Source organism: Paenibacillus sp. TSA_86.1 (assembly GCF_052691815.1).
Genome location: NZ_JBQZGE010000024.1, coordinates 24,120 through 49,104, shown reverse-complemented (window position 1 = coordinate 49,104; position 24,985 = coordinate 24,120). Strand labels below are relative to the sequence as shown.

The following is a 24,985-nucleotide window of genomic DNA, read 5'->3' as shown; positions in this document are numbered from 1 at the left end:
GTTGATTAGATTAATGACGAACATAAAAGTCGCCAATCAAGGAATACTTAAACTATAAAGACAATGAAAGCATGCGTACCGATCTGAATGAAAGGGCGCATTTTTGTTATATTTTCAGAGCATGTCCACCCAAGGAATACAGTTGTGTACAAGAGGGAATACACCTGATAGTTCCAAGGAGTTTCCCTTGACATTCTAAATATTGCTTTGCTAAGATGGACAATAATATATTTTCAGAAAACGTATTTTCGGCATACAATACTGCCTGGAATCTTCGGGTTTTGGTCCGTAAAGCTGAGCAAACATAAGGAGGAACACTTGCGTGTGGGAAGATAAATTTGGTAAAGAAGGCTTCACCTTTGACGATGTATTGCTAGTGCCGCGGAAATCCGAGACACTGCCAAAAGAAGTAGACGTATCAGTACGTTTGAGCGATAACGTCAAACTGAACATTCCTTTGATTAGTGCGGGGATGGATACCGTTACGGAAGCGACACTGGCGATTGCCATTGCACGTGAAGGTGGTATTGGTATTATTCATAAAAATATGTCGGTTGAACAACAAGCTGAAGAAGTGGATCGTGTTAAACGCTCGGAGAGCGGAGTTATTACAAATCCATTCTCATTGACGGCTGACCACCTGGTGTCTGATGCTGAAGAAGTTATGGCGAAGTACCGGATTTCTGGTGTGCCTATTGTTGAAGGTGATCAGAAGCTCGTGGGTATCCTGACGAATCGCGACTTGCGTTTTATTCATGATTACGGTATTAAGATCAGTGAAGTCATGACTCGTGAGAATCTGGTTACAGCTCCTGTCGGTACAACTCTGCAAGAGGCAGAGGGTATCTTGCAGAAACATAAGATTGAAAAACTTCCATTGGTAGATGAATCCAACACATTAAAAGGACTCATCACCATTAAAGATATTGAGAAAGCAATTCAGTTTCCTAAAGCTGCTAAAGATGCACACGGTCGTCTTCTGGTTGGAGCTGCGATTGGTATATCCAAAGATACATTTGAGCGTGCAGATGCTCTAGTGCAGGCTGGGGTCGATTTAATTACCGTAGACTCTGCACATGGACACCATATCAACATTATTGATGCGGTTCGTCAGCTTCGTGAACGTTTCCCTGATCTGACAATCGTTGCAGGTAACGTAGCGACTGGTGAAGCAACTCGTGATCTGATTGAAGCAGGTGCTTCCGTCGTGAAAGTCGGAATTGGCCCAGGTTCCATTTGTACAACTCGTGTTATTGCAGGAATTGGTGTTCCACAAGTTACAGCCGTATATGACTGTGCTACTGTAGCGCGTGAGTACGGTGTACCAATTATCGCTGATGGTGGAATTAAATACTCTGGTGAGATCACCAAGGCTATTGCAGCAGGCGCTCATGCAGTCATGTTGGGAAGTTTGTTCGCAGGTACGGAAGAGAGCCCAGGTGAATCCGAGATTTATCAAGGCCGTCGTTTCAAAGTGTACCGTGGTATGGGTTCCATGAGTGCAATGAAACAAGGCAGTAAAGATCGTTACTTCCAAGATGATGATAAAAAACTGGTGCCTGAAGGTATTGAGGGTCGTGTAGCTTACAAAGGTCCTTTGTCTGATACAATTCATCAGTTGATCGGTGGTCTGCGTTCAGGTATGGGATATTGCGGAACAAGCAATCTGGATCAATTACGGAATGATACAAGCTTTATCCGTATTACAGGTGCTGGTCTTCGCGAGAGCCACCCGCATGACGTACAGATTACCAAAGAAGCACCTAACTACTCGTTGTAATCCGAAGAGAGTGAATGATTTCCAAGGCAAGTCGGGCGTTTTTCGCCCGGCTTGTCTTTTTTTGCGGATACCCCTGTGATAGAATAGAACAAGCGGTGACCGTCCGAGGATGGATCTGGGCGTTGCGGCGATTTTTTGACATGATTCATAATGATTTATTGTATTGATTTAAGGTGAGCTAGATTTGGCTTATCCCGTTAGAAGAGAAGCCAATGCCCTTTACATAAGCATTTGGCAAGATGCGAGCGAATTGACAATTGTGGACGTTAGAGCAAAGAACTTGCTCATTTCGATACAGCGCATATAGTCAGACCACTACACATCCATTGACACATTGACAGGGACTATGAAAATTGCTGCTTGAGCAGCGCTGAGGCATCATCCAAAAGCTTCAGATCGAAGGGAGTATTCATCATTGAAAGCCAAACACATGAATAAGAAGAAACGTCACATCCTCAAAAAGAGCGTAGCGTCGGTTATGCTCCTTAACATGCTGTGCATGTCCGCAGTGATGCCTGTGATGGCAGCCGCGAAGGACTCCGGTCAGGTATTAACAGCGGCCGCGACAACAACTAAAACGCCAGCTAAGGCTTCTAGCATTCCCTCAGTTGACTCACTTGGACTTGAGGTGAGATCAGCAGTTCTGATGGAAGCTTCCACAGGCCAGGTTTTACTGTCGATGGATGCGGATAAGGCGATGCCGCCAGCGAGTATGACCAAGATGATGACAGAGTATATTGTTGCTGAACAAGTCAAACAGGGTAAGTTTGGCTGGGATACCGTAGTTGAAGTTAGTAAAAATGCAGCTAAAAGCATCGGGTCACGCATATTTTTGGCCGAAGGTGACAAACACACGGTAAAAGACCTGTATATCGCCATGGCTGTTGGATCTGCAAATGACGCTACCGTGGCATTGGCTGAGTATGTTGCGGGTTCTGAAGCAGAATTTGTAAAAATGATGAACGAAGAAGCGAAGAGAATGGGCATGAAAGATACCCATTTCATTAACTCTACCGGTCTGGATCGTGCGGACATGCCAGCTGAATTCCGCCCAGCGGAAGACAAGGAAACGGTGATGTCTGCTTTGGATGCTGCTATTTTGTGCAGATATATCGTTAGAGATCATCCGGACTACAAAGATTTTACAACGATTCAGTCCTACAAATTCCGTCCGAACGACAAAGCACCAATTATCAACTATAACTGGATGCTGGAAGCGAATAAGAATATAACCAACTTCAAAAGCTACGCCTATGAAGGTCTGGATGGCATGAAAACAGGCCATACGAGCAATGCAGGTAATAACTTTACGGGAACAGCTGAGCGTAACGGCATGCGTTTGATTAGCGTGGTGATGGGTACAGATTCAGAATCCGCACGTTTTAGAGAAACTAAAAAGGTGCTAGACTATGGTTTTGATCATTTTGAAGTGAAACAAGCTGTTGCAGGTAAAACAAAAGTTAAAGGCTGGGAAACGGTACCCCTGAAAAAAGGGAAAGAGACGACAGTTCCTGTCGTGACAGATAATGCGGTAAGTTTTGTTGTCCCTAAAGGCACTCAAAATCTGAATGTAACATTCAAAGCAAGTGTAACCGAAGCAGACAAACTGGTCGCGCCAATCAAAGCGGGCACCAAGGTTGGCACGGTAACTTACACGTACCAAGCAGAGGGAATGGAACCACAGGAAAAAACGGTAAATCTGATTACAGCCGAAGAGGCTGAAAAAGGTGGATGGTTCCGTCTCTTCTTCCGTGCGATCAAAGACTTCTTCGTTGATCTGTTTGATGGAATCAAAAACTTGTTTTAACCGAAAAATACAAACTAATACTCTATGAGTGGATTGTATATTTACAAAATTTCCGGTAAAATATCAAGTTAGAATTCTACGTATTACAGTATAAAAGTCTAAGTTTCTTCCATTGGATTAAAAGCAGAATCATGCTTCTTGAAAATGAGGAGAAAACACATACACTACGGGGGGCTTGGAATATGGAAACGGGAACATCACGCGTTAAAAGAGGTATGGCTGAAATGCAAAAAGGCGGCGTTATCATGGATGTCATGAACGCTGAGCAAGCAAAAATTGCGGAAGCAGCAGGTGCAACAGCAGTAATGGCACTTGAGCGTGTTCCTTCCGATATTCGCGCAGCAGGTGGCGTGGCACGTATGGCTGATCCAACGATTGTTGAAGAAGTGATGAAGGTTGTAACGATCCCTGTAATGGCCAAAGCACGTATTGGTCACTATGTAGAAGCTAAAGTGCTTGAATCACTGGGTGTGGATTACCTGGATGAGAGTGAAGTACTGACTCCTGCGGATGAAGTATTCCATATTGATAAACATGAGTTCACTGTACCGTTTGTATGTGGAGCGAAGGATTTGGGTGAAGCACTTCGCCGAATTGGTGAAGGAGCATCCATGATTCGTACGAAAGGTGAGCCGGGAACAGGCAATATTGTTGAAGCGGTACGTCATATGCGTTTCATCAACAGTCAAATTCGTAAAGTAACTAATATGTCGAAGGACGAGCTATATGCAGAAGCGAAGAACCTTGGCGTGGCATACGAGCTTTTGCTTGATGTACATGAGAACGGAAAATTGCCAGTGGTTAACTTTGCAGCGGGTGGAGTAGCGACTCCTGCAGATGCAGCGCTTATGATGCACCTTGGAGCAGACGGCGTGTTCGTAGGATCGGGTATTTTCAAGTCCGACAGCCCGGAGAAGTTTGCTCGTGCAATCGTTGAAGCAACAACACATTACACAGATTATAAATTGATTGCCGAAGTTTCCAAAAATCTTGGAGCACCAATGAAAGGTATCGAAATTTCCAAACTTGCACCTTCCGAGCGTATGCAGGATCGCGGCTGGTAAGAGAAGGGGAATTAACAGATGAAGATCGGTGTTTTGGCACTTCAGGGTGCTGTTACAGAGCATATACGCAGTATTGAACGTGCTGGAGCCGAAGGCATAGCAATCAAGCAAGTCCAGCAGTTAGAAGGACTGGATGGCCTGATTCTGCCAGGTGGAGAAAGTACCACTATCGGGAAGCTTATGCGCAGGTATGAATTCAACGAGGCTATTCGTGCCTTCTCTGAAGCAGGAAAGCCGGTGTTTGGCACCTGTGCAGGTCTGATTGTTATGGCGAAGCACATTCAAGGTCAGGAAGAACCTCATCTGGAGCTTATGGATATGACCGTATCCCGTAATGCATTTGGACGACAAAGAGAAAGCTTTGAGACGGATCTGCCAGTCAAAGGTATTGATGAGACGGTGCGAGCTGTATTTATACGTGCGCCGTTAATTGAAAGTGTTGGTGATCAGGTCGAGGTTCTCTCAACGTACAAAGATGAGATTGTGACAGCTCGCCAAGGGCATCTGCTGGCTTGCTCCTATCATCCGGAGCTCACAGATGACTATCGTCTGCATGCTTATTTTGTAGACATGGTTAGAGAGTATAAACATTCGCAAGAAGTAAAATAACGTATGATGTACAACCTATGATCTCCCGGTCATCGGATCACTCCCCGGCATCTGTTCCTAGGCTGCTGTGGCAGCTGCATCTGAACGGATGCCTCATGTTGCTTGTCACTGCTGCATAGCGGGAATTGCGGCGGAGGGCAGCACCGGGGACATAGGTTGTTTTTTCGGTTATTGGTATGGAGTAGGTTATAATATATATATTGTTCTCACTATTGAAGGTTTCGAGAATGAGTCTGACACGAGGCTCGATATTGTAGGTTTATTAGGAGGGGTACGTAGTGCTTGATGTTAAAATATTGCGGAATGAATATGCACGAGTAGAAGAAGCATTGAACAACCGCGGCAAATCGCTAGATCTGATTGCTGGATTTACCGAGATGGATGCAAAGCGCCGTGAATTACTTCAGGAGAGTGAGAATCTAAAGAGTCGCCGTAACACGGTATCCGCAGAGGTAGCACGACTGAAGAAGAATCGTGAGAACGCAGATGATCTTATTGTTGAAATGCGCGAGGTATCTGATCGCATTAAAGCGATGGATGAAGAAGTACGTGAACTTGAGGTTAAAATTAATGATCTGACGATGGCGATTCCTAACATCCCTAATGAGAGTGTACCTATAGGTACATCCGAAGATGATAATGTTGAGGTTCGCCGCTGGGAAGAACCAAAGTCATTCTCCTTCACGCCAAAAGCGCACTGGGAGATTGCACAGGAGCTGGACATCCTTGATTTTGAAGCGGCAGCCAAAGTTACAGGTTCCCGTTTTACCTTCTACAAAGGGCTTGGAGCGCGTCTGGAGCGTGCTTTGATTAACTTCATGATGGACTTGCACAGTGATCAGCATGGATACGAAGAAATTTTGCCTCCATACATTGTGAATCGGGACAGCTTGTTTGGAACGGGGCAACTGCCGAAGTTCGAAGAGGATCTGTTTAAGCTTAGAGATACAGAGTATTATCTGATTCCAACAGCAGAAGTGCCGGTAACGAACTACCACCGCGAAGAGATCTTGAATGCAGATGATCTGCCGAAGCATTTTGTAGCATACAGCTCATGTTTCCGCTCAGAGGCCGGTTCGGCTGGACGCGATACTCGTGGCTTGATCCGTCAGCATCAGTTCAACAAGGTTGAGCTGCTTAAGCTTTCTACACCAGAGACATCTTATGACGAGTTGGAGAAGATGACACAGAATGCAGAGCGCGTGCTGCAGCTGCTGGGCTTGCCTTACCGTGTGTTGACGCTCTGTACAGCAGATATGGGCTTCACTTCAGCTAAAACGTATGATATTGAGGTGTGGTTGCCAGAAAGCAACACGTATCGTGAAATCTCATCCTGCTCCAACTGTGAAGACTTCCAAGCACGTCGTGCCAATATTCGTTTCCGTAGGGAGCCTAAAGCGAAACCTGAATTTGTACACACGCTGAACGGTTCAGGACTGGCTGTGGGACGCACAGTAGCAGCGATCTTGGAGAACTATCAGCAAGAAGACGGTACTGTGGTTATTCCGGAAGTGTTACGCTCTTATATGGGCGGGATTGAAGTCATCGCTCGCCGCAAGTAGTGCCAGAAAAAGAAATAGAATGTTATATTTATCATCTGACTCCATCCGTCATCTGTGGGGTGACGGGCGGAATTGGTGATGCACTAGAGTGTTGGATGAAATTGGTTTTCCTTTTGTGATCAAAAAGAAAGTAAAAAAAACTTGCACTGTCCCATTGATCTATGGTATGATACTTTTCGTGGCAAGTTTATAAATTAATATTTTGGAGAGGTACCGAAGCGGTCATAACGGGGCGGTCTTGAAAACCGTTAGGGTGCAAGCCCACGTGGGTTCGAATCCCACCCTCTCCGCCATACCACACTTATAACAAGGATTCGAGCGATAATGCTCGGATCCTTTTTTGATTAAATTTTGAACACAACAAGGGCGTAAACTTAGTATGTATAAAAACAACATCATTTCCGCACGTTATAGAAGTGGAGGTGGTGAAGATGAACCGCGAGCTAAACATCGAACAGAACGAACTTGTAGGTGCATGGCAGGATCGTTTGCCCCAAGTCCTGAATGTGGGTGATCAGGCACAGGTGATGGCTGATGAGGCTGATAACCAGGCGATACGCATACACATTGCGACGGCAGGTCATGAAATGTATTCATTTGATTTTAAATGCCAATATGTGGATTCCCGTGAGGTTCGTGTAGAGCTGGTCGACGTCGAACGGGACGGGCGAGCAACGGATGAGCGTACAGAACCGATTCAGGAGCTGGCGCATGATTACACCAGACATATTCATGAATGTGCCCAGTCCTTGCAATCCATAACGAAATCCTAGCCGAACAAAAGGAGTCGAACGGTATGACTAAAGCCAAGTCGGGCATAGACAAAAACCTGCAAAATGTTATTGAAGATCTCGAACAGACTGTAGTTAACGGTCATCATGCGCAGCAAATACAGCAAGATTCCAATGATCGCCGCCATCAGGATGCATTAAATCATGATAAAACGGAAGATAGAGACCCATCTCATTCCTAAACTTTATGATGAGGAGGCACGTATATGAGTAAACCGAAAGCAATTCCTGTACCGGAAGCTCAGGAGACCCATAAGCAGCATCATTCATCCAAACACTCTTCATTGCAGGAGCCATTGTCTGGCTCCAAAAAGGTGAAGAACCAGAACCATGTGGATCATCTGAATCCAGAGGGATAACCTAGAGGATATACTGCATAAGGCGAGCGTCATATATCAAAAATCGTGAAATTCAAAAGTCCCTTGTTACCAAACAAGGGGCTTTTGCGTATTCATACATATGGAAAGACTAGCAGTCAAAACATCATGTGCCTGACATAGGTCTTTGTAGCCATTTTAAAGAGTAAAAATCACAATTTTCCCAAATTAGGTTTCAGTATCTGCTGAGATGGTATATCATTGATATTGAACTATTTTTTTGGGGTTATCACGAGAGGAGAGAAAGAAATGACTAAACGTATGGGGGCGCTTCTTCTTACGTTGTTGTTAACCGTATCTTTGGCCTTAACAGCATGTAGTAGCAAGCAAGAACCAAAAGAGGCATTAAAGACCGCTGCAGCAAATGCTTCTAAATTAACATCGTATGAAATGAATTCAAATTTTACAATTAACGAGTTAAGCTATAAACCTGGTGATGCATCTCAGACGGATCCAAGCATGACTCAGTTTATGAGCATGCTGAAAGATGCACAGCTGAATATTACAGGTGTATATCAAAGCGAGCCAATGCAGACAGAGATGACCGTTGGCATCGAACTTAAAGGCGATATGGGCATGACTTTTAACATTCCTATGGTAATGACCAAAGAGAAAATGTATGTGAAGGTGCCAAACATTCCATTCCTGCCAATTCCGGAAAATATGGTAAACAAATTCATTGAATTTGATCTGAAAAAGCTGGCGGAGCAAGAGGGTACGGAGTTTAATCCGGGTGCACTGGATGCTGCCAAAACACAAAAGTTGAGCAACGAAATTATGGATGCAGTATTGGGTGAGTATGATCAGACGAAATTTTTCAAAAACCTCGATACCAAAGATGCAAAGCTGCCTGAAAGTGTAGATGCGAAGCAGGTTGTACAATTCTCCGTAAATAATGACAATGTGAAAGAAGCTGTTACTGTACTGGTTAACAAAGCGTTGCCTAAGGTAATGGATATTGTCTCCAAAGAAGAGTATCGGGATATGCTGCAACTAAGCCAAGCGGATATCGACAAAGCAAAAAAGGATTTGAAATTCTCTGAAGCAGATCAGGCTAAGATGACTAAAGATCTGGATAAATTGAAAGACGTTCTGACAATCAATACATTTAACATCGATTTCGCTTTGGATAAAAATGACTTCCCGGTATATCAAAAAATGGTCGCTGACATGCTGATCAAACCGGAAGATACCAAAGACGAAGTGAAATTGGCGTTCACTGGCTCCAATACGTACACAAAAATTAACGAAAAGCCAGAGTTCAAGATCAACATTCCTACTGGCGATGATGTAATTACGATGGAAGAGTTCGAGAAACTGATGAACTCCTCCTACGGAAACTAACATCTGAAACCTAATGAAACCGACTGGGATTCAAGCGGGGAGGACGAACTTCTCCCGCCTGAATCCCAGTCGGTTTTTTTATTATGTAGAACGAAGGCTGTACATTGTATGAATTAGCGCTGAGATTCATCCTCCAAATCCTCAGCGAGTACAGCGAAGATGTGATGATCTTGATAGAAACCGTTAATTTTCAAATATTTACGAGCGATCCCCTCAGACCGGAATTTATTCTTCTCCAGTACTCGCTTAGAGCCATGGTTTGAGGGCAGTACAGCCGCCTGTATCCGGTTCAATTTCAGAGCGCGGAAGCCATAAGCTACGGCCAGCTTGACTGCTGCTGTCATACGCCCGCCGCCTTGATAGTCAGGATGAATAAAGTATCCCATATCTGCATAGTTAGCAACGCCAAGAACTACATTGTTCAGACTGACTTGCCCTATGAGAAGGTCATCCTCAATCGTGAAAATCCCGAACTGATAACCTGTACCCTCATCAGCAGCCTGTACTCGATCTTCGATCCGCCGAGTCTGTGTTTCAAGCGTATAGAAATCATTCTCCCGCACGGGCTCAACGGCCTGATATGGGATACGGGTAAGCTGAACTAATTCCAGATAGGCTTGTGCATCCTGGGTGGTGAGTAACCGAAGACTTATTCCATGAGCTGTATCATATAGTGTTATTGCCATTGCAGCAGACATCCTTTCTTACTCATTTTTTTGTTTTGATGGATTAGTGTATCATTTCCTCATTTCTTCCGCAACTGTCTGAAAAATGCGGTCAGCATCGTAGAGCACTCGGGTCGGAGAATATCTGGAATAACCTCGGTCCTATGGTTGAAACGGGGTTCTTGAAGTAAATTCATTAATGTTCCTGCACAGCCTGCCTTGGGATCAGCAGTACCAAAGATAACGCGTGGAACTCTGGATTGCACAATGGCACCAGCACACATCGGACAAGGTTCAAGAGTTACATATAATGCACAGTCCAGTAAGCGCCATGCTCCGATAACTTTGCTGGCCTCACGAATAGCTACCATCTCTGCATGGGCTGTAGAATCCAGTGTAGTTTCGCGCAGATTATACCCACGGCCGATAATCTCATTGTTACGTACAATGACAGCCCCTATAGGAACTTCACCGAGCGCTTCGGCTTTCTGGGCTTCTGCAATAGCCTGCCTCATCCAATACTCATGCAGTTCTTCCTCGGTCAGATTTGTGAAATCTGGCTGGAGAAAATGATCATTCACGGTATAAAACTCCCTCCAAAACGATTTATTCAGCGAACAGGTATTCGGGTTGTTAACATGTTGTGGATAGAATTGTGGATAACCGTACAGTTGCTCACACAGTTATAAACATACTATCCACAAGCCTGTGGATTTGTGGATAAATAGAGTGATTAATTTCATTGCATATCATAAAAAGCAAACAAACAACAATATTCGACCCATTCAACCTGAGCGGTAACTTTTGGGGAAAGGGCGATTATCCTTTTCAAATAGTCATACAAGCGTTATGATGGATATAGGTTTTGCCATATATCGCCAGAGGGTACAAGCCGAGAGGTGAACAACGAATTTGTCTATTAAAACGAAATTATCCATGATTATGTCGTGCTCGGTGCTCGTTATTTTGGTGTTAAATATCGCACTGAGTTATTATACTACAGAAGAGAATCTGAGGCAGGATAGTGAGAACAAGATGGTGCTCACAGCGAAGCAAATCGCAATTTCTGTCGAACAAAATCAGTACAGTGCAGATTATGTAAAAAGGCAGATTGGCAATAATTTGTGGCTTGCCTCTATGACGGCAGCAAAAGAATTAGATCCAGACATTAGAAATATTACCAATGAAGAACTGGTTCGTTTAAGCAAAGAAGTAGGTGTGTCACATATCTCACTCCTGGAGCAGACGGATGATGACATTGTTGTTAGCCGGTCTTCTGACCCGAGAGAGGTTGGTCTGTCCACGAAATCGATGACGTACTGGTACCGGGCATTTCAGCAATTATTTGAGAAGCAACAGGTAACGATCCCTCAAGGGCAGAAACTGGATCATTTCTGGTCAGATGGTTTCGAATATTCGACGTCCAGTCCTACAGATGTTGATATCTGGGGTTACTATCATGATGGAAAGAGAAACTACATAATTAATCCCTTCTACAATAATACTGAAGTTGATGACTATGTGAAAATCTCTAGCCCGGATGAAATATTAAATAAGATCCGTGAAGTCAATCCTTCCATACTGGAGATTACAGGTATCAATCCGTTGACGTTTGCCAGCCCGGATATGAGTGATGACGGAAGAGATATTAACTTTAGTAAACTGAATAACAGGCCGATCCGTTTCGGTACGTATCAGTATGGTTCGGTGGATGAAGACCATCGTGCCGTGGTGCGAGCCGTCCGCACAGGGCAGAATGTATCCTTTGTGAGCGAAACACATGATCAGAAGGTTCTGAAGAGTTTTATTCCAATTTTCACACCCAATGAGTCTTCCTATGTAATCAGTATTGTCATGGATTACAAACAAATATCCTCGATGGTATCGGAGCAATTAGTCAGCCATGCTTCCATATCTCTGGTGTTGCTGGAGATTGTGATCTTTGGTAGTTACTTGCTCGCTGGTTACATCACACGTCCAATCCAATCGATCTTGGGCAAGGTGAATGATGTGGCGGATGGACATTTTGATTTCCGTTTGAAAATTAAACGTAAGGATGAACTCGGACAGCTCGCCAATCGGATTAACGCCATGATTCGAAATCTGGGACACTATACAAGCCGTCTGAAACAGATGTATGAAGAGAATCGGGCCGTTAAGGAGCATCTGGAGTCTATCATTAATCAAACTGCAGATGCAATTCATATAACAGACCTTGAAGGAAAAGTGCTGCGGGTCAATCGGGCATTCGAACAACTATACGGTTTTCGCAGTCGTGAGGTGGAGGGACGTTTGCTGAAGATTATTCCTCCTGAGGCCGAAGAGGAAATGAAGAAGCAGCATGAGCAGCTTATTGAGGGCATGTCGATTACGTCCAACGAAACGGTCTGGATGAAAAAAGATGGGACTCGGGTTGATGTCAGTGTAAGTACAGCGCCTGTACGTGATGAGGCTGGAGAAATTACAGCACTCATCAGTGTTTCAAGGGATATTACTAACCGTAATCGGATGGAAGAGCTGCTCAGACGATCCGAGAAGTTAACAACGGTAGGGCAGCTGGCCGCTGGTGTTGCTCATGAGATTCGTAATCCACTTACGACGCTGCGTGGTTTCCTGCAACTTCAGCAGGAAAGTAATAAGCTTAATCATCGTCATCTGGATCTGATGTTATCCGAGCTGGATCGAATCAACCTGATTGTGGGCGAGTTTCTAATTCTGGCGAAGCCGCAAGCAGTTCATTTTCAGGAGCGGGATATACGATTTATTCTTGGAGATGTTATCTCGTTGCTGGATAGTCAGGCTCATCTGCACGGGGTAGAGTTTGTATTACATGCCTCATCCGATTCGGCTATGGTACACTGTGAAGAGAACCAGTTGAAGCAAGTATTTATCAATGTGCTGAAAAATGGTATGGAAGCTATGCCGCATGGAGGAAGTATCCATATCAAGCTTAAGGCCAAGTCCGATGAGCTTGGCAAGCGAGTTAGAATCGAGATCAAGGATGAGGGCATCGGTATACCTGAAGAGATGATGTCGAAGCTTGGGGAGCCGTTCTTTACGAATAAAGAATCCGGCACAGGGCTCGGCCTTATGGTCAGTCAACGCATTATTCAATCACATAAGGGCATGATGGATATTAAGAGTGTGATGAATAGGGGAACGACGGTTATTATAGAACTGCCTGCTTCTGAACTGCACCCGCAGCTACAGGAGACGGAGCAACGAGCGGAAGAACAACAACCAGACGAAGAGAACTAGATGAGGTGAGATGACCTTTTGCGTATTAATAAGTTTATTAGTGAGACAGGCTACTGCTCCCGTCGAGCAGCCGACAAGTTGATCGAAAGTGGTCAGGTGACCATTAATGGCATCAAGGCAGAGCTCGGAAGTCAAGCAGAAGAAGGCGATGATGTTCGAATAAACGGCAAGCCAATCAGCGAGAAGAAAAAACATGTATATATCGCGCTGAATAAACCCGTAGGCATCACGAGTACCACCGAGCAGCATATTCAAGGAAATATCGTTGATTTTGTAGGTCACCATGAACGGATATTCCCGATCGGACGTTTGGACAAAGATTCGGAAGGCTTGATTCTGATGACGAATGATGGTGATATCGTTAATCGGGTTTTGAGATCAGAAGGCCGCCATGAAAAGGAATATATCGTTACGGTCGATCGAGCCATTACACCGAGTTTTATCAGAGGCATGAGTACAGGTGTCAAGATTCTAGGTGAAATGACACTGCCATGTACAGTTACCAGAATGACAGACCGTGTGTTCCGGATTATTTTGACGGAAGGGAAAAATCGTCAGATCCGGCGGATGTGCAGTGCATTTGGTTACGAGGTTCGTAAGCTGAAACGGATTCGTATTATGAACATTCACCTTGGAGAACAGGCGACAGGGTCATGGAGGGAGCTTACAGCCGCCGAAAAGGCAGAACTGGGCAGCTTGCTGGACTACTCGCTGGAATAAGGAATGAAATTCTGACACAGATTCGATCCATGTTAAAGTGAATGAAATAAAGCATTGTTTCCCTTGAAGGGAGGCAATGCTTTTTGTTCTGAATACAGGAAGTTGCGATAGGATAGGGGTCTTAAACATGAGAAAAACCGCTCTCCCTTAAATTCCATGGAGAACGGCCTTATACTCATGTATGGCTGTAGGCTGCTAATTGCCTCCACCAACAGACTTAACATTGGTATTGTTGCTTTGGTATTTCCGGATAATGGACACCTCTACACGCCGATTCTGTGCTCTTCCGATGTTTGTGCCATTACTGGCAATCGGATGATACTCTCCATATCCACTAGGCGTGAATTTTGAAGGATCCAGTCGGGTGTTCAGCAACAGGATTTTTAGAAAATTCAAGGCACGATCCGCACTCAAATCCCAGTTATCCTTATATTGATTATTCGATATGGGCACATTATCTGTATGACCAGATACGACAATTTCATACTCCGGGAACTCCTGTAGCATGTTGGAGATCGCCTTGGCTAGTGATCGTGACTCAGGTTTCACATCAGCTCGTCCGGAGGAAAACAAGGCCTTATCACTAATGGTAACTTTAAGTTCAGACTGGTTGAGCTTTGTGTTCAGTTGGTCTGAAAGTCCGTTCTGAGCAATATACTTGTCGAGTCGCTTCTTCAGCTTCTCCAGATTCTCCTGTTCCTTCTGAGCCATCTGGGCATCGGTAATCTGGGCAGGTGTCTTCTTCGTGATTTCCTTCGGAATCTCTTTGTTCTTACCGAGATCTGTGCCGGGTTCGGTCGGATTCATGGAGGAGTGTTCCAGAACGCCGGAGCCTCCATTGAGGGCACTGCTTAGTGCCGAGGCCATTTCCTTAAATTTGGCAGCATCAAGTGAACTCATAGAGAACAGGGTAATAAACAAAGCGAGCAGCAAGGTCATTAAGTCGGAATAAGGAAGTAACCAGCTCTCATCGATATGTTCTTCATGCGGTTCATGCTTTTTAGCCTTTTTCACCTGATGATCCCTCCTTCTCTTCCAGTTGTTTACGTTCGGAAGGTGTCAGGAATACGGATAACTTTTGGTTGATGGCAATGGTAGATACACCGGATTGGATAGACAAGAGCCCTTCAACCATCATCAACTTGATTTCCATCTCTTTCTTGGACATCCGCTTCAGCTTGTTGGACATCGGGTGCCACAACACGTAACCACTAAAGATACCAAGAAGGGTGGCAATAAATGCGGCTGCAATGGCATGAGAGAGCTTCGCCATGTCACTGAGGTCGGCGAGTGCCGCGATCAGACCTACTACGGCACCAAGAACCCCGAGTGTTGGTGCATACATCCCCGCCTGAGCGAAGATCAAGGCACCGGTACGATGACGCTCCTCTGTAGCATGAATGTCTTCCATGAGAACATCACTTACAAATTCCTGATCGTTGCCGTCAATAATCATCCGCATACCGCCACGAAGGAATTGATCATCAATCTCTTCTACTTTTGACTCCAGTGCAAGCAAACCTTCACGACGGGTAGTGGAAGCCCAGTCCATAAATGTGCCGATCAGAGATACTCGATCAATAAGAACTTGATTTTTGAATAAAATTCCGAAAAGCTTAGGGATTTTTTTAACTTCAGACATCGGGAATGCGATAAAGATAGTTCCTGCCGTACCCACAAAAATAATAACGTAGGCTGCTGGATTGTTAACCAGATTGATTAAGGGTGCGCCCTTCAGGAACATACCCAGTACAAGGGAGACCAGCCCAAAAACTAGTCCAATAATTGTTGAAATGTTCATCATACACCTCATCCATGAGATAAAATTGAATCCATTCAAGCGGCAGAATTCGGGCTTCCAGACGAACGTTCTGCCGAAATCCGTTGCATGTTTGGCCGCCTCCATGGCTGCCGAAACGTTTGAAACGGTCATGTATAGTATTTATCGACCAGAAGGCCTTTTTTTTTAAGTGTTATTTTCAGGTATAATAAGATCATATCCGCTCCTTAGGGGCCGAATAGGAGTGAAAAGCCAATGGGCGTAAAGCATGGACGGGATTATGAAGGAATTTTGACAGATTTGACAGTGGCAATTGCACGGATCCCCGATCGGTATGTTTTTTTTGAAATGGATGCGGAAGAGTGGGGGAGACTGGGAGAAACGGAACAGCTTGAAGTGGACGAGGCCCTGGCAGAGGACTTGTTCTATGGACTTGGGGAGGAGTCGGTGATCCCCGTTGGTAGCGGCGTTGTAATCCATGATAAGGATCAGCACCGGATTCATATTTTAATTGGAGAAGAAGAATTAACATTTGTCCCTTTAATTTAAAACAATGGTAGTGACAACAAGACCTTGCCCTTCAATGCGCTGAGCCGTCTGTTCTATGGATTTTGGCGCTTTGACGTGGTAAGATGATACTCATGTAAAAAGGCGCTGCAGGGCGGTGGCCTGCCTTTAAAGCTGTGTGGGCAGCATGCGAAGGTGTCGATGGTCATGTGGATTCAAGTCCGCGATGGCTCATCATATGGGGAGGAAGATAACGCATGGTTTTTACGCAAGAGGAAGTCGAAGCTCATCTGGGAAGGCTTGAAGGCTGGGAACTGGAAGAGGGACGGTGGATTGTCCGCAAATTTTTGTTTTCTAACTATATGAAAGGGATTGCATTCGTTGACGAGGTCGCTGCGATCTCGGAAGCATTCAATCATCACCCTTTTATTACTATTGACTATACAACGGTTACACTGCGTCTTACGTCTTGGGATGAAGGTGGCATTACATCGGTAGATATTAAGGAAGCAGGGCAGTACAACGAAGCTTTTGAGAAAATGAGAATGGAATAACCTGCTGCGATGTCATCTGCAGGATGATGTTGTAACGAACATCAAAGAGGCTCTTGTTTCCCGGGTGGGAGAACAAGAGCCTCTTTGATACCTTACGCACGCAAGAACACTTATTTCTTCTCTGCTAACCACATGGCGATGTGCGCAATCTCTTCATCTTGCAGTTTGCCTTTGAAAGAAGGCATACCGCCTTTACCTTTGACAATGGTGGAATAGATTTTCTCGACATCGTCCTTGCTGCCAATGTTTGCGAGAGCCGGGCCAACTCCGCCTTGAAGCTGATCGCCGTGACAGGAAATACAGTTGGCTTTCACCAGTGTTTCAGCCTGTCCAGCATCCATAGTGACTTCAGGCATGGTTGGTTTGGCTTCCTTAGCTACTTCCTCTTTACCTGGAAGCGTAAACATTAAAATAATAGCCAAAGCACATGCTGCAAAAAATACCCCGCTCATGATCCATTTGTGCATCCCTTATGTCCCCTCCAGAATGAAAGATCATCTAACCCAAACTATCCCTATCATTATAACGGAAGCTGTCGTTACATCATAGCATTTTGTGGTAATTTTTTGAACTAATCACAAATGAGAGATAAATTGAAACCATTCCAATTCCAAATTACTCTCGTGGGCCCTCATAAACCATGCAATGAAAGGGCTTCAAACCACTTGGAGTTTGGCGCTCATATGTATCCTGGATGGCAAATCCACTCTTCAGGTAAACTTGAATGGCACGGTGGTTCCAGGTAAGTACTTCAAGATCAATCTCATTGGAAGGATTGCGGCGAATCGCCTCTTGCACGATGGCAGCTACGAAAGTGGTGCCACGGCCTTGACCGCACTGCTCAGGGTGCATTCCGAGACCAATACGTGTTACGTTCTGGAGCGGAAAATATTGTGCGAATCCATAAACCTGGTCATGTTGATCCAGGATAATTGCATATTGTTCCTGCCTTAGCTGTGTATCTCCAAATTCGACTTCCAGTGCTTTCATCTGTTCCCAAGGCAGCCAGCTGTAGATATTGTATGGTGGATCATAGTTCCAGCTGCATATGAGTTCTGCATGTTCTTCCTGCATAGGTACCACACGAAACGTCAAAGGTGCTTCATTTTTCATATAACAGTGCATGCTCCTCTCTCCGTTACCTGTTCTTTGTCCGCTCTACAAAAGAGCCGTGTATTTGGTAAATTTTCAATGATCAGAAAGAAAATGAAACAAAAGTCCGTGCCATTCCGTTTATATTATAACAGGTTGGGTAAAAACATCATAAGGGCAAGGAATAAGGGCACGGACAAACGAAGTAAGCTGACCTTTTTGGTTCAGGTAGATAACTTGATTTGCAGCATCTGTAGCCACAGGATTGGAAGCACAAAAAAACCGCCGGATACATTCCTGCGGAGAATGTACCGGGCGGTTCTGTTTATGCTTCGTATTTCGTTACAGTATAGTTTATGGTTCCAGCATGATGTTGATTAAAGCTCGTCCCTAGTCAAGGGCCACTGACTCATACGCGTCCGTGCTCATAATCCGTTTTGCGCCAACGTAGCGATTAGCCCAGTAATTTTCACTCAATGAACTGATCGTTACACCTTTGGAAGAAGAAGAATGTGCAAACTTACCGCTTCCTACAAAAATGCCTACGTGAGACACACCTTTACCTGTAGTGTTGAAGAAGACTAAATCTCCAGGTCTCATCTCCATGCGAGATACAGAGTCACCCATGTCGAATTGGGAGCTGGATTGGCGAGCCAAATCAATACCTAATTTGTCGAATACATACCGTGTAAACCCGGAGCAGTCGAAACCGTCAAGTGTTGTTCCTCCGCTTTTGTATGTAGTTCCTATTGCTGAATCGATGACTTTATCCATCTTAGAATCTGCAAATGCGCTGCCTGCACCAAGTGATAATGCAAATGTGAGGCTAAGTACTGCTGCGGTCAATTTCTTCTTAAACAAGTGGTATACCCCTTCCAACGCCTGCGAGGTTAGCTTAAGGATTCGGTTGAAGGTCCCCTATGATCCCTCTGTTTCAAGATCAATTCACCCATAACTGGTTCCCCCGCTTCCCAGGTGCCAGGAATTTGGCTATGCTAGTTATGCACCTGATAAAGAAAAGAAAATTTAATTTTAAGGATTTAATTTAAAGTTGTTACAAATAAGGATTTAAAGATTACAAAGTTGTTACTAAAAACTCACTGCGCTTATTGTACCAGAGGCTTAGTACTTTGGCAACGTTTAGCAGCAAAATTAGCAAAAAAAACCTCGACCTTTGACGGGGGAAGGTCGAGGTTTGCGTATTTATACGCAATAATGGATGAAATGTTAAGCATGAGATGGTAACAATCTTTCATTTTGTAAGCGATTTATATAAATCTGTAGTTCAGCTTATATGACTCTCATTCTTGATGGATGTGGACTGCCACAAGCGGAAATGACTACATACTTTCCACATACTGAGCAGGCTTCGGGCAAGCGGATACGTTTGTTGCAGGATCAGTCCGGATAGTCCTGTCAGGAACCAAGAGGCAGATGTGAATGCACCAAAGACAAGTAAATGAACAGCTCCCAACATTAGCGCGATGCTGGTGACAGCGAAGATACGGCGCAAAGCAATCCACAATCCTTTGAACGTGCCCTGAATACGGCCTTCTCCTTCCGGGTCCGTGATGCCAAACTGCATATAGAGCATGGCATGATGTACAATCCAGCCATAGATGATCCAGCCTGCTGCATATGGAATGCCGGGAAGTAACAAATGGAGAGAATGAAAACTATCCATTAATGTTGGATACAGCCTGGGTACGAGCCAGTACGCAGGGAGGAAGATGAGTACTGTACGTATGGTGTGCAGCAGCAGCATCGGTTTCCATAACTTTTTAATGCCTCGAATAAAAGGAATACGCTCTTCTGTGGAATTGAAATGTTGAAGGGAGTAGAGCAGACCTGCTTGAATGAGTGGGCTAATCAGCAGGCGAAGCAGCAACATGCCACCCAAGATCCATAAATATCGCTGAACCTCAGGGCCGGACAGACTTAGCTGACTTTCCATTTTGAATAAAAGTGTACTCAGTTCTCCGACATCATCTGTTGGATAACGAAGCAGCAAGGGGACGACAGCCGATTGAACCAACCGATAGATAAAATATCCCCAGATTAATTGATAGATAAATAAGAGTGCGGCAATGAACATATGCTGACGGACGAGAAACCAGCCTTCACGAATTTTTGCTTTCACTGTCTCCACCTCACCATGACAGACCTCCGAATATGGCTTCAATTAGTTTCGTAGCACTCATGTTCCAGCGGGATTTGACTCGTTCATCCAGTCCGGTTCTCAGGAAATTGTTCATATGTCGATTTTCCAGCACAATATCATACAAAGGGTCGGTCATAGCCCAAGAGACAGGAGAAGTGTAGGTGAGTTTATAGGTAATGCGATCCTCCTGTCCGTTCCATTGCTTCGTTAAGGTATGGCCGTCCTGAAAACCGATCCGAACGGGAACCTTCGGGAAATCACTGCCCTTTTTGGCAATGGTGACAGAGGACTCGTACATTTTTTGGCCGTCCTTCTCTATAGAAGAAACGTTGATCTTCTCCACAGCAAAATCGGCCATGCCGTTGCTGTAGACATACTGTTCAAAGTAATTAGCCCAGGAGGTACGGGTCACTTGCTCGACTACCTTCTGAAAATCAGCCGTTGTCGGATGTTTAAAGCGATACTTGTTGACATAGGTTGAAAGAATGCGTTCCATTTTTTTCGCTCCGACTTGCTGTTCGATGCCGAGAAGTACGAGCTTGCCTCGGGTATATACGTTGGACGCATATTGATTCTGCGAGTCAAACTTCCACGAAGGCTGTGTCAAAGGAGCGGGGGATGTGACCAGACCTGATTGTACAGGCAAGTTCGGAATGAGTCCGTATTCCTGCTCCATTAGTTTGTCTTCTGCGTAGGAGGTGAAGCCCTCATCAAGCCAGGCCTCTTCGAATTCATTGCTTGCAACCATGCCGTAGAAGTATTGATGTCCGATCTCATGCACAACCGTGCGCTCCAGATCATAACCCGGTGTTGTATCATCTGCTCCAAAGGCTGTAATTAATGTCGGATACTCCATACCTCCGGCGCCGTTTGCCACTTTTGGCGGGACAACGATGGATAAAGTTGCATAAGGGTAAGGGCCGAACCACTTGCTGTAATTCGTCAATGCGGCTTTGGCAGCGAAGAGGTAACGATCTTTCAAATCCTGGTGTGCCGGGTCCAGGTATAGTTTGATACGTACGCCGGGCACATTAGGGGCTGAGAAGGGTTCCTCTGCGTAAACAAAATCAGGAGAGGCCGCCCAAGCGAAATCATGTACATCATCGGCATAAAATTGATACACTTTCTCGCCATTCTTCAAGACCGCCTGCTGCGTTGGAAATCCGGTTGCTGCCACCTTGTATGTTTCAGGTACCCGAATACGTACACTGTAGATACCGAAGTCAGCATAGAACTCCGAATTGCCATGATACTGGTGAAGGTTCCAGCCTTCCATCGTACGGCCTCGCCTTCCGATAGGCTCGTAAGCACTGAGTTTAGGAAACCACTGGCCTGCCATAACAAAATCATCCGTTTTGCCCATTCGTGCGAAAATTTTCGGTAAATTGACTTCGAATTTGGTGCGGATTGTGATGCTCTCGCCGCCTTTAACGGGCTTTGGCAGACGCACCTTGATCAGCGTTTTATCTTTGATGTTCCCGTCGTCGGGCTGTACATACTGCATCCGGTGCAGCAGAGAAAGCCCATCCTCCGTCTGCATCTCGATAAACTTCATGGAGCCGTATCCGTTTGTCGGCATGACATCTCCGCGAAGCTTACCGCCAGATTCCTTCATAAATGTAGTATCTGCAGAGGAGAACGCATTAGGGTACATATGAAAATAAAGCTCGTTCACGGTTTTCTTACCTGGATGAGTCCAGGTTATCGTCTGTGTGCCTTGCAGTACATTCCCCTCCGTCAGCTTCACATCCATGTGGTATTCCACCACACGGTTGCTGAACACCTCAGCTGAAGGAGATTGTACACTTTCCGGAGGGGTAGTTACTCCTGCTTTGGCATGGGGCTTGCCCGATTCCGGAGCGAGTGTAGATAATTCAGATGGAGTGGAGCGATTGTAACCGAGTGTGATCCATATCCCTCCGGCAAGCAAACACAAGGCCAGGGATACAGTGAGCCAGCTCTTGGCGCGTCGTGGAATCATCGTTAAATACCTCCCGTTGACAAGCATCTACAGCATGTATATGTTTGCAATGGGCTGATTATTAGTTAAAATATTTATATCAACTCTTGGAGGCTATGAACATGGACCAAAATGAGCAAAACGGCAAGAAACAGATTGCCTTGAATATCGTTAGTGCTAAGAGCAAACATAAAGGCTTCGGTGCAGGTTCCATTGATCTGAACAACCTCTCACCAGTCATCATTGATCAGGGTGAAGCTAAAATCGACGTTGGTGCAATGCACGCGAAGAGTAAAGTGGAACGGGGCATCAAATTTTCAACCAATCGTGAAGATGTTCCAAATGGACGCCAAGTATGGTTGGTATGGGTCGCTGTAGATCGTACAGAGCAAGGACAGTTGTATGGCGGAGCAACGGCATGTGAGATGTGGATTGATACGGAAGCCAAGCGGGGATGGAAGTTGCTTGCGGATCACGTCAACCGGATGGATTATGCGATGAAACGCCGATTTATGCTGGATGAACTGGGGCCAGAAGACAGAGCAGCGCTGAAGACTCTACTGATCTCCCATAATGAAGAGTGGTGGAATGCATCACCGGATGAATTGAAAGAGGCACTTGCCTAGGGTAAAAGGGAACAAAGCGAAGCAAGCCCCGATCCAGAGTTCTGGGTTCGGGGCTTGCTTCGTATCTAAGTGATGATGTGGCGAAGCCTCTATACACTCATCTGTATATTTATAAGATGGTCCATTTAGTAAATGGCATCATTATTATATAAGGCTTCATGACGCAAACAAGTCATCACGTATATGCGTCACTCCACCCACCAGCGTTTGAAATCACGCCACCAGGAATGTTTCTGCTCTTGAACTCCTTTTTGATTCTGTGCCTCACGAGCTTTTTCATCTTGCGCGGCATCCAGTTTCTCCGCCTCGCCCCGGCACACCTCCGTAGGTTCCGTTCCGTGTATAAACACTTCCAGCCGCTTCTCTTCACAGCCATTGCCTGCAAGTTTTCCGGTTCCTGGGTTAATGTAGACACTCACGACCTGATCAGGTACGGAGAAGATCTTGGGCGGTACGCTGGCAAGGGCATGTTCTGTAAACTCGGCGAAAATTGGGGCGGCGCGGCGACCATCGGATGTCGAGATCGCTTTGCCCTGATCGTAACCCACCCATACGGCGGTGGACAGTTCAGGGGTAAATCCGACCAGCCAGGCATCGGTATTCGTCGTTCCCGTTTTGCCCGCTACCGGGCGTTTAATTGTGGAAGATACCCGATTGCCCGTGCCTCCGTTCTCAAAGACACTCTCCATCAAACGGGTTAATACATAGGCTGCTGCCGGTTCAACCACCGTTTCTGTTTGGGTCTGAGGGGATTCATACAGCATCCGGCCAGCCGCATCCGTTACTTGTAAAATAGCTATAGGCGGCGTCCGTTGTCCTCCAGCAGCAATAACAGAAAAGGCAGAAGCCATCTCCAGCGGACTGACAGGCGAAGTGCCGAGTGCAAGAGAAGGCACCGGGCTCAGTTTACTTGTGATGCCGAGATGTTGAGCCATGCTCACGACTTGTTCAGGGCCAATCTTCATGATGGTGTTCACGGCATAGATATTATCGGACGCAGCGATGGCTTGCCGAAGATCGATCTCGCCCAGGTATTTATCACCGAAGTTGCCGGGTTTGTAAGTTTTGCGATCATTATCATAATGAAACAGCGTAGGCTGGCTGTTGAAAATGGATGCACTGGTAAGTTGTTTGGATTCCAGCGCAGCCAGATACATAATCGGTTTAAAGGCTGATCCCGGCTGACGTGTGGTTGCCAGCACATGGTTAATCTGATTGGTACGGTAGTTTTTGCCGCCAACCATAGCTTTAATGTATCCGGTGCGCGGATCGATGGAGACGAGAGCCGTTTCAAGCTCGCTTTTGGCATCCATCCCTTTGGCAACGGCTATTTCCGCAGCCTTCTGTACACGTAAATCCAGCGTGGTGTAGATGTTCAGCCCGCCATGATCCAGCATCGCTTCGCTGATGCCCAGCTCCTTCACCGCAAGATTTCGAATATAGTCACGAAAATAAGGGGCATGTTCCACCGTCTTACGCTCGCCCTCCGGTTTGAATTTCAGCATCTCTTCATAAGCGGTATCTGCTTGCTTGGGCGTAATGTTCCCCATTTCAACCATGGCTTTTAGCACGATCTTCTGCCGATCCTTGGCATTTTTCATATGGTTATAGGGTGAATAATAAGTCGGCCCCTTCGGGATACCTGCGAGCATAGCGCTTTCTGCCAGATCGAGCTGCTTGGCTGATTTGCCAAAATACATCTGCGCAGCTGCTTCGATGCCATAAGCACCGTGACCGTAATAGATTTCATTCAGGTACATCTGCAAAATTTCATCTTTGCTATACTTCATCTCAAGCTGTGCGGTATACATCGCTTCTTTGGCTTTACGTGTCCATGTTTTCTCATGGGACAGGTAGAGATTTCGTGCTAGCTGTTGGGTCAGTGTACTTGCTCCTTGAGACATCCGCATGTGCTGAATATTGACGAGAACTGCCCGCCCCATGCCCTGAATGTCGAAGCCGAAATGCTGCCGAAATTTGCGATCCTCTACGGCCAGTGTGGCGTTCACCAAATCCGGGGTAATTTCCTGCAGTTGAACCGGGATTGACTCCTTGCCGCCAGCAGAGAAGGTGGCGATGACCTCACCCTGACTGTCTAACAGTCTGGAGTTTCGGTCGGAGTCGGCGAGGGGCAGGCTGGTTGCATATAGATATACCAAAATAGCAGCTGTGGCAATCAGGCCGAGCGCCGTAAGTATGGATAGATATTTGATGATTTGGAGTATACGGAACCCGCGTTTGCGGGTCTGGGTATTGGACTTGTTCATGGAACGGGCTCCTCTCTTTTCTTTCCAGTATGGGACTGGAGTAACCGGGATATTCAATGGG

The 24,985-nt window shown here is 45.6% G+C and carries 24 protein-coding genes, 1 tRNA gene and 1 riboswitch; of the genes, 15 read left to right on the top strand and 10 right to left on the bottom strand.

The features are described from left to right. Nucleotides 1–322 precede the first annotated feature (322 nt). From guaB to ACUTVW_RS26135, 10 genes are all read left to right on the top strand, one after another. Nucleotides 323–1,780, top strand: a complete 1,458-nt coding sequence (gene guaB / locus ACUTVW_RS26180) for an IMP dehydrogenase (RefSeq protein WP_445648406.1) — start codon at nucleotides 323–325, stop codon at nucleotides 1,778–1,780. Nucleotides 1,781–2,195: 415 nt separating this feature from the next. Beyond that, nucleotides 2,196–3,587 carry a D-alanyl-D-alanine carboxypeptidase family protein gene (locus tag ACUTVW_RS26175; RefSeq protein ID WP_445648405.1) on the top strand — a complete coding sequence of 464 codons (1,392 nt, stop codon included), beginning with the start codon at nucleotides 2,196–2,198 and terminating at the stop codon, nucleotides 3,585–3,587. A gap of 182 nt (nucleotides 3,588–3,769) precedes the next feature. Next, complete coding sequence (pdxS, locus tag ACUTVW_RS26170; protein WP_062329598.1) at nucleotides 3,770–4,651, top strand: pyridoxal 5'-phosphate synthase lyase subunit PdxS; 882 nt, start codon at nucleotides 3,770–3,772, stop codon at nucleotides 4,649–4,651. An 18-nt stretch (nucleotides 4,652–4,669) separates the two neighbouring features. Beyond that, nucleotides 4,670–5,260 carry a pyridoxal 5'-phosphate synthase glutaminase subunit PdxT gene (pdxT, locus tag ACUTVW_RS26165; protein ID WP_445648404.1) on the top strand — a complete coding sequence of 197 codons (591 nt, stop codon included), beginning with the start codon at nucleotides 4,670–4,672 and terminating at the stop codon, nucleotides 5,258–5,260. Between the two features lie 278 nt (nucleotides 5,261–5,538). After that, entirely contained in the window at nucleotides 5,539–6,822 is a 1,284-nt protein-coding gene (gene serS, locus ACUTVW_RS26160; RefSeq protein ID WP_445648403.1) for a serine--tRNA ligase, read from the top strand. Between the two features lie 204 nt (nucleotides 6,823–7,026). Beyond that, a tRNA-Ser gene (locus tag ACUTVW_RS26155) sits at nucleotides 7,027–7,115 on the top strand. A 138-nt stretch (nucleotides 7,116–7,253) separates the two neighbouring features. Continuing rightward, entirely contained in the window at nucleotides 7,254–7,595 is a 342-nt protein-coding gene (locus ACUTVW_RS26150) for a hypothetical protein (protein ID WP_434748577.1), read from the top strand. 23 nt (nucleotides 7,596–7,618) lie between these two features. Next, nucleotides 7,619–7,795, top strand: a complete 177-nt coding sequence (locus ACUTVW_RS26145) for a hypothetical protein (protein WP_445648402.1) — start codon at nucleotides 7,619–7,621, stop codon at nucleotides 7,793–7,795. Nucleotides 7,796–7,819: 24 nt separating this feature from the next. Beyond that, nucleotides 7,820–7,972 (top strand): small acid-soluble spore protein P, encoded by a 153-nt coding sequence (locus ACUTVW_RS26140; protein WP_445648401.1) that lies wholly within the window; start codon nucleotides 7,820–7,822, stop codon nucleotides 7,970–7,972. Between the two features lie 267 nt (nucleotides 7,973–8,239). Next, complete coding sequence (locus ACUTVW_RS26135; protein ID WP_445648400.1) at nucleotides 8,240–9,334, top strand: hypothetical protein; 1,095 nt, start codon at nucleotides 8,240–8,242, stop codon at nucleotides 9,332–9,334. 113 nt (nucleotides 9,335–9,447) lie between these two features. Here ACUTVW_RS26135 and ACUTVW_RS26130 read toward each other — a convergent pair whose 3' ends face one another. Next, complete coding sequence (locus ACUTVW_RS26130; RefSeq protein WP_445648399.1) at nucleotides 9,448–10,020, bottom strand: GNAT family N-acetyltransferase; 573 nt, start codon at nucleotides 10,018–10,020, stop codon at nucleotides 9,448–9,450. A 59-nt stretch (nucleotides 10,021–10,079) separates the two neighbouring features. Then, nucleotides 10,080–10,580, bottom strand: coding sequence for a tRNA adenosine(34) deaminase TadA (tadA, locus tag ACUTVW_RS26125; RefSeq protein WP_445648398.1), 501 nt, complete (start codon nucleotides 10,578–10,580; stop codon nucleotides 10,080–10,082). 331 nt (nucleotides 10,581–10,911) lie between these two features. Here tadA and ACUTVW_RS26120 point away from each other — a divergent pair, with 331 nt between their 5' ends. Next, complete coding sequence (locus ACUTVW_RS26120; protein WP_445648397.1) at nucleotides 10,912–13,257, top strand: PAS domain S-box protein; 2,346 nt, start codon at nucleotides 10,912–10,914, stop codon at nucleotides 13,255–13,257. A gap of 18 nt (nucleotides 13,258–13,275) precedes the next feature. After that, a complete protein-coding gene (gene rluF / locus ACUTVW_RS26115) occupies nucleotides 13,276–13,977 on the top strand; it encodes a 23S rRNA pseudouridine(2604) synthase RluF (protein WP_445648396.1) in 702 nt (233 codons plus the stop codon). A 195-nt stretch (nucleotides 13,978–14,172) separates the two neighbouring features. Here rluF and motB read toward each other — a convergent pair whose 3' ends face one another. Continuing rightward, nucleotides 14,173–14,991 (bottom strand): flagellar motor protein MotB, encoded by an 819-nt coding sequence (gene motB, locus ACUTVW_RS26110; protein WP_445648395.1) that lies wholly within the window; start codon nucleotides 14,989–14,991, stop codon nucleotides 14,173–14,175. After that, nucleotides 14,978–15,778 (bottom strand): flagellar motor stator protein MotA, encoded by an 801-nt coding sequence (motA, locus tag ACUTVW_RS26105; protein WP_445648407.1) that lies wholly within the window; start codon nucleotides 15,776–15,778, stop codon nucleotides 14,978–14,980. Before motA ends, motB begins: the two co-directional genes overlap by 14 nt. Nucleotides 15,779–16,012: 234 nt before the next feature. Between motA and ACUTVW_RS26100 the strand changes: the two genes are divergently transcribed. Together ACUTVW_RS26100 and ACUTVW_RS26095 are read left to right on the top strand one after the other, a co-directional pair. Further along, on the top strand, nucleotides 16,013–16,306 hold the full coding sequence (locus ACUTVW_RS26100; RefSeq protein ID WP_445648394.1) for a hypothetical protein: 294 nt from the start codon (nucleotides 16,013–16,015) through the stop codon (nucleotides 16,304–16,306). Between the two features lie 215 nt (nucleotides 16,307–16,521). Beyond that, nucleotides 16,522–16,818 carry a 4a-hydroxytetrahydrobiopterin dehydratase gene (locus ACUTVW_RS26095; RefSeq protein ID WP_445648393.1) on the top strand — a complete coding sequence of 99 codons (297 nt, stop codon included), beginning with the start codon at nucleotides 16,522–16,524 and terminating at the stop codon, nucleotides 16,816–16,818. A gap of 110 nt (nucleotides 16,819–16,928) precedes the next feature. Here ACUTVW_RS26095 and ACUTVW_RS26090 read toward each other — a convergent pair whose 3' ends face one another. The 5 genes from ACUTVW_RS26090 to ACUTVW_RS26070 form a co-directional block, all read right to left on the bottom strand. Next, complete coding sequence (locus tag ACUTVW_RS26090) at nucleotides 16,929–17,285, bottom strand: c-type cytochrome (RefSeq protein WP_445648392.1); 357 nt, start codon at nucleotides 17,283–17,285, stop codon at nucleotides 16,929–16,931. A 148-nt stretch (nucleotides 17,286–17,433) separates the two neighbouring features. Next, a complete protein-coding gene (locus ACUTVW_RS26085; protein ID WP_445648391.1) occupies nucleotides 17,434–17,931 on the bottom strand; it encodes a GNAT family N-acetyltransferase in 498 nt (165 codons plus the stop codon). A 369-nt stretch (nucleotides 17,932–18,300) separates the two neighbouring features. Then, nucleotides 18,301–18,771, bottom strand: coding sequence for a C40 family peptidase (locus ACUTVW_RS26080; protein WP_445648390.1), 471 nt, complete (start codon nucleotides 18,769–18,771; stop codon nucleotides 18,301–18,303). Between the two features lie 3 nt (nucleotides 18,772–18,774). Next, nucleotides 18,775–18,912: riboswitch (cyclic di-AMP (ydaO/yuaA leader) on the bottom strand. 283 nt (nucleotides 18,913–19,195) lie between these two features. After that, nucleotides 19,196–20,050 (bottom strand): hypothetical protein, encoded by an 855-nt coding sequence (locus tag ACUTVW_RS26075; RefSeq protein WP_445648389.1) that lies wholly within the window; start codon nucleotides 20,048–20,050, stop codon nucleotides 19,196–19,198. A 10-nt stretch (nucleotides 20,051–20,060) separates the two neighbouring features. Continuing rightward, complete coding sequence (locus ACUTVW_RS26070) at nucleotides 20,061–22,052, bottom strand: M1 family metallopeptidase (protein ID WP_445648388.1); 1,992 nt, start codon at nucleotides 22,050–22,052, stop codon at nucleotides 20,061–20,063. A gap of 101 nt (nucleotides 22,053–22,153) precedes the next feature. Between ACUTVW_RS26070 and ACUTVW_RS26065 the strand changes: the two genes are divergently transcribed. Beyond that, a complete protein-coding gene (locus ACUTVW_RS26065) occupies nucleotides 22,154–22,657 on the top strand; it encodes a YwhD family protein (RefSeq protein ID WP_445648387.1) in 504 nt (167 codons plus the stop codon). Nucleotides 22,658–22,845: 188 nt separating this feature from the next. Here the strand turns inward: ACUTVW_RS26065 and ACUTVW_RS26060 are convergent, their stop codons facing one another. Continuing rightward, nucleotides 22,846–24,924 (bottom strand): transglycosylase domain-containing protein, encoded by a 2,079-nt coding sequence (locus tag ACUTVW_RS26060; RefSeq protein WP_445648386.1) that lies wholly within the window; start codon nucleotides 24,922–24,924, stop codon nucleotides 22,846–22,848. Nucleotides 24,925–24,985 lie beyond the last annotated feature (61 nt).

Excerpts from the sequence above, each read along its gene's own strand:
- ACUTVW_RS26140 (WP_445648401.1), top strand. The coding sequence starts at position 7,820 with ATGAGTAAACCGAAAGCAATTCCTGTACCGGAAGCTCAGGAGACCCAT.
- ACUTVW_RS26090 (WP_445648392.1), bottom strand. The coding sequence starts at position 17,285 with ATGCACAAATGGATCATGAGCGGGGTATTTTTTGCAGCATGTGCTTTG.
- pdxS (WP_062329598.1), top strand. The coding sequence starts at position 3,770 with ATGGAAACGGGAACATCACGCGTTAAAAGAGGTATGGCTGAAATGCAA.
- ACUTVW_RS26135 (WP_445648400.1), top strand. The coding sequence starts at position 8,240 with ATGACTAAACGTATGGGGGCGCTTCTTCTTACGTTGTTGTTAACCGTA.
- ACUTVW_RS26100 (WP_445648394.1), top strand. The coding sequence starts at position 16,013 with ATGGGCGTAAAGCATGGACGGGATTATGAAGGAATTTTGACAGATTTG.
- ACUTVW_RS26085 (WP_445648391.1), bottom strand. The coding sequence starts at position 17,931 with ATGAAAAATGAAGCACCTTTGACGTTTCGTGTGGTACCTATGCAGGAA.
- ACUTVW_RS26150 (WP_434748577.1), top strand. The coding sequence starts at position 7,254 with ATGAACCGCGAGCTAAACATCGAACAGAACGAACTTGTAGGTGCATGG.
- ACUTVW_RS26065 (WP_445648387.1), top strand. The coding sequence starts at position 22,154 with ATGGACCAAAATGAGCAAAACGGCAAGAAACAGATTGCCTTGAATATC.
- ACUTVW_RS26095 (WP_445648393.1), top strand. The coding sequence starts at position 16,522 with ATGGTTTTTACGCAAGAGGAAGTCGAAGCTCATCTGGGAAGGCTTGAA.
- ACUTVW_RS26060 (WP_445648386.1), bottom strand. The coding sequence starts at position 24,924 with ATGAACAAGTCCAATACCCAGACCCGCAAACGCGGGTTCCGTATACTC.
- ACUTVW_RS26130 (WP_445648399.1), bottom strand. The coding sequence starts at position 10,020 with ATGGCAATAACACTATATGATACAGCTCATGGAATAAGTCTTCGGTTA.
- ACUTVW_RS26070 (WP_445648388.1), bottom strand. The coding sequence starts at position 22,052 with ATGATTCCACGACGCGCCAAGAGCTGGCTCACTGTATCCCTGGCCTTG.
- motA (WP_445648407.1), bottom strand. The coding sequence starts at position 15,778 with ATGAACATTTCAACAATTATTGGACTAGTTTTTGGGCTGGTCTCCCTT.
- pdxT (WP_445648404.1), top strand. The coding sequence starts at position 4,670 with ATGAAGATCGGTGTTTTGGCACTTCAGGGTGCTGTTACAGAGCATATA.
- ACUTVW_RS26145 (WP_445648402.1), top strand. The coding sequence starts at position 7,619 with ATGACTAAAGCCAAGTCGGGCATAGACAAAAACCTGCAAAATGTTATT.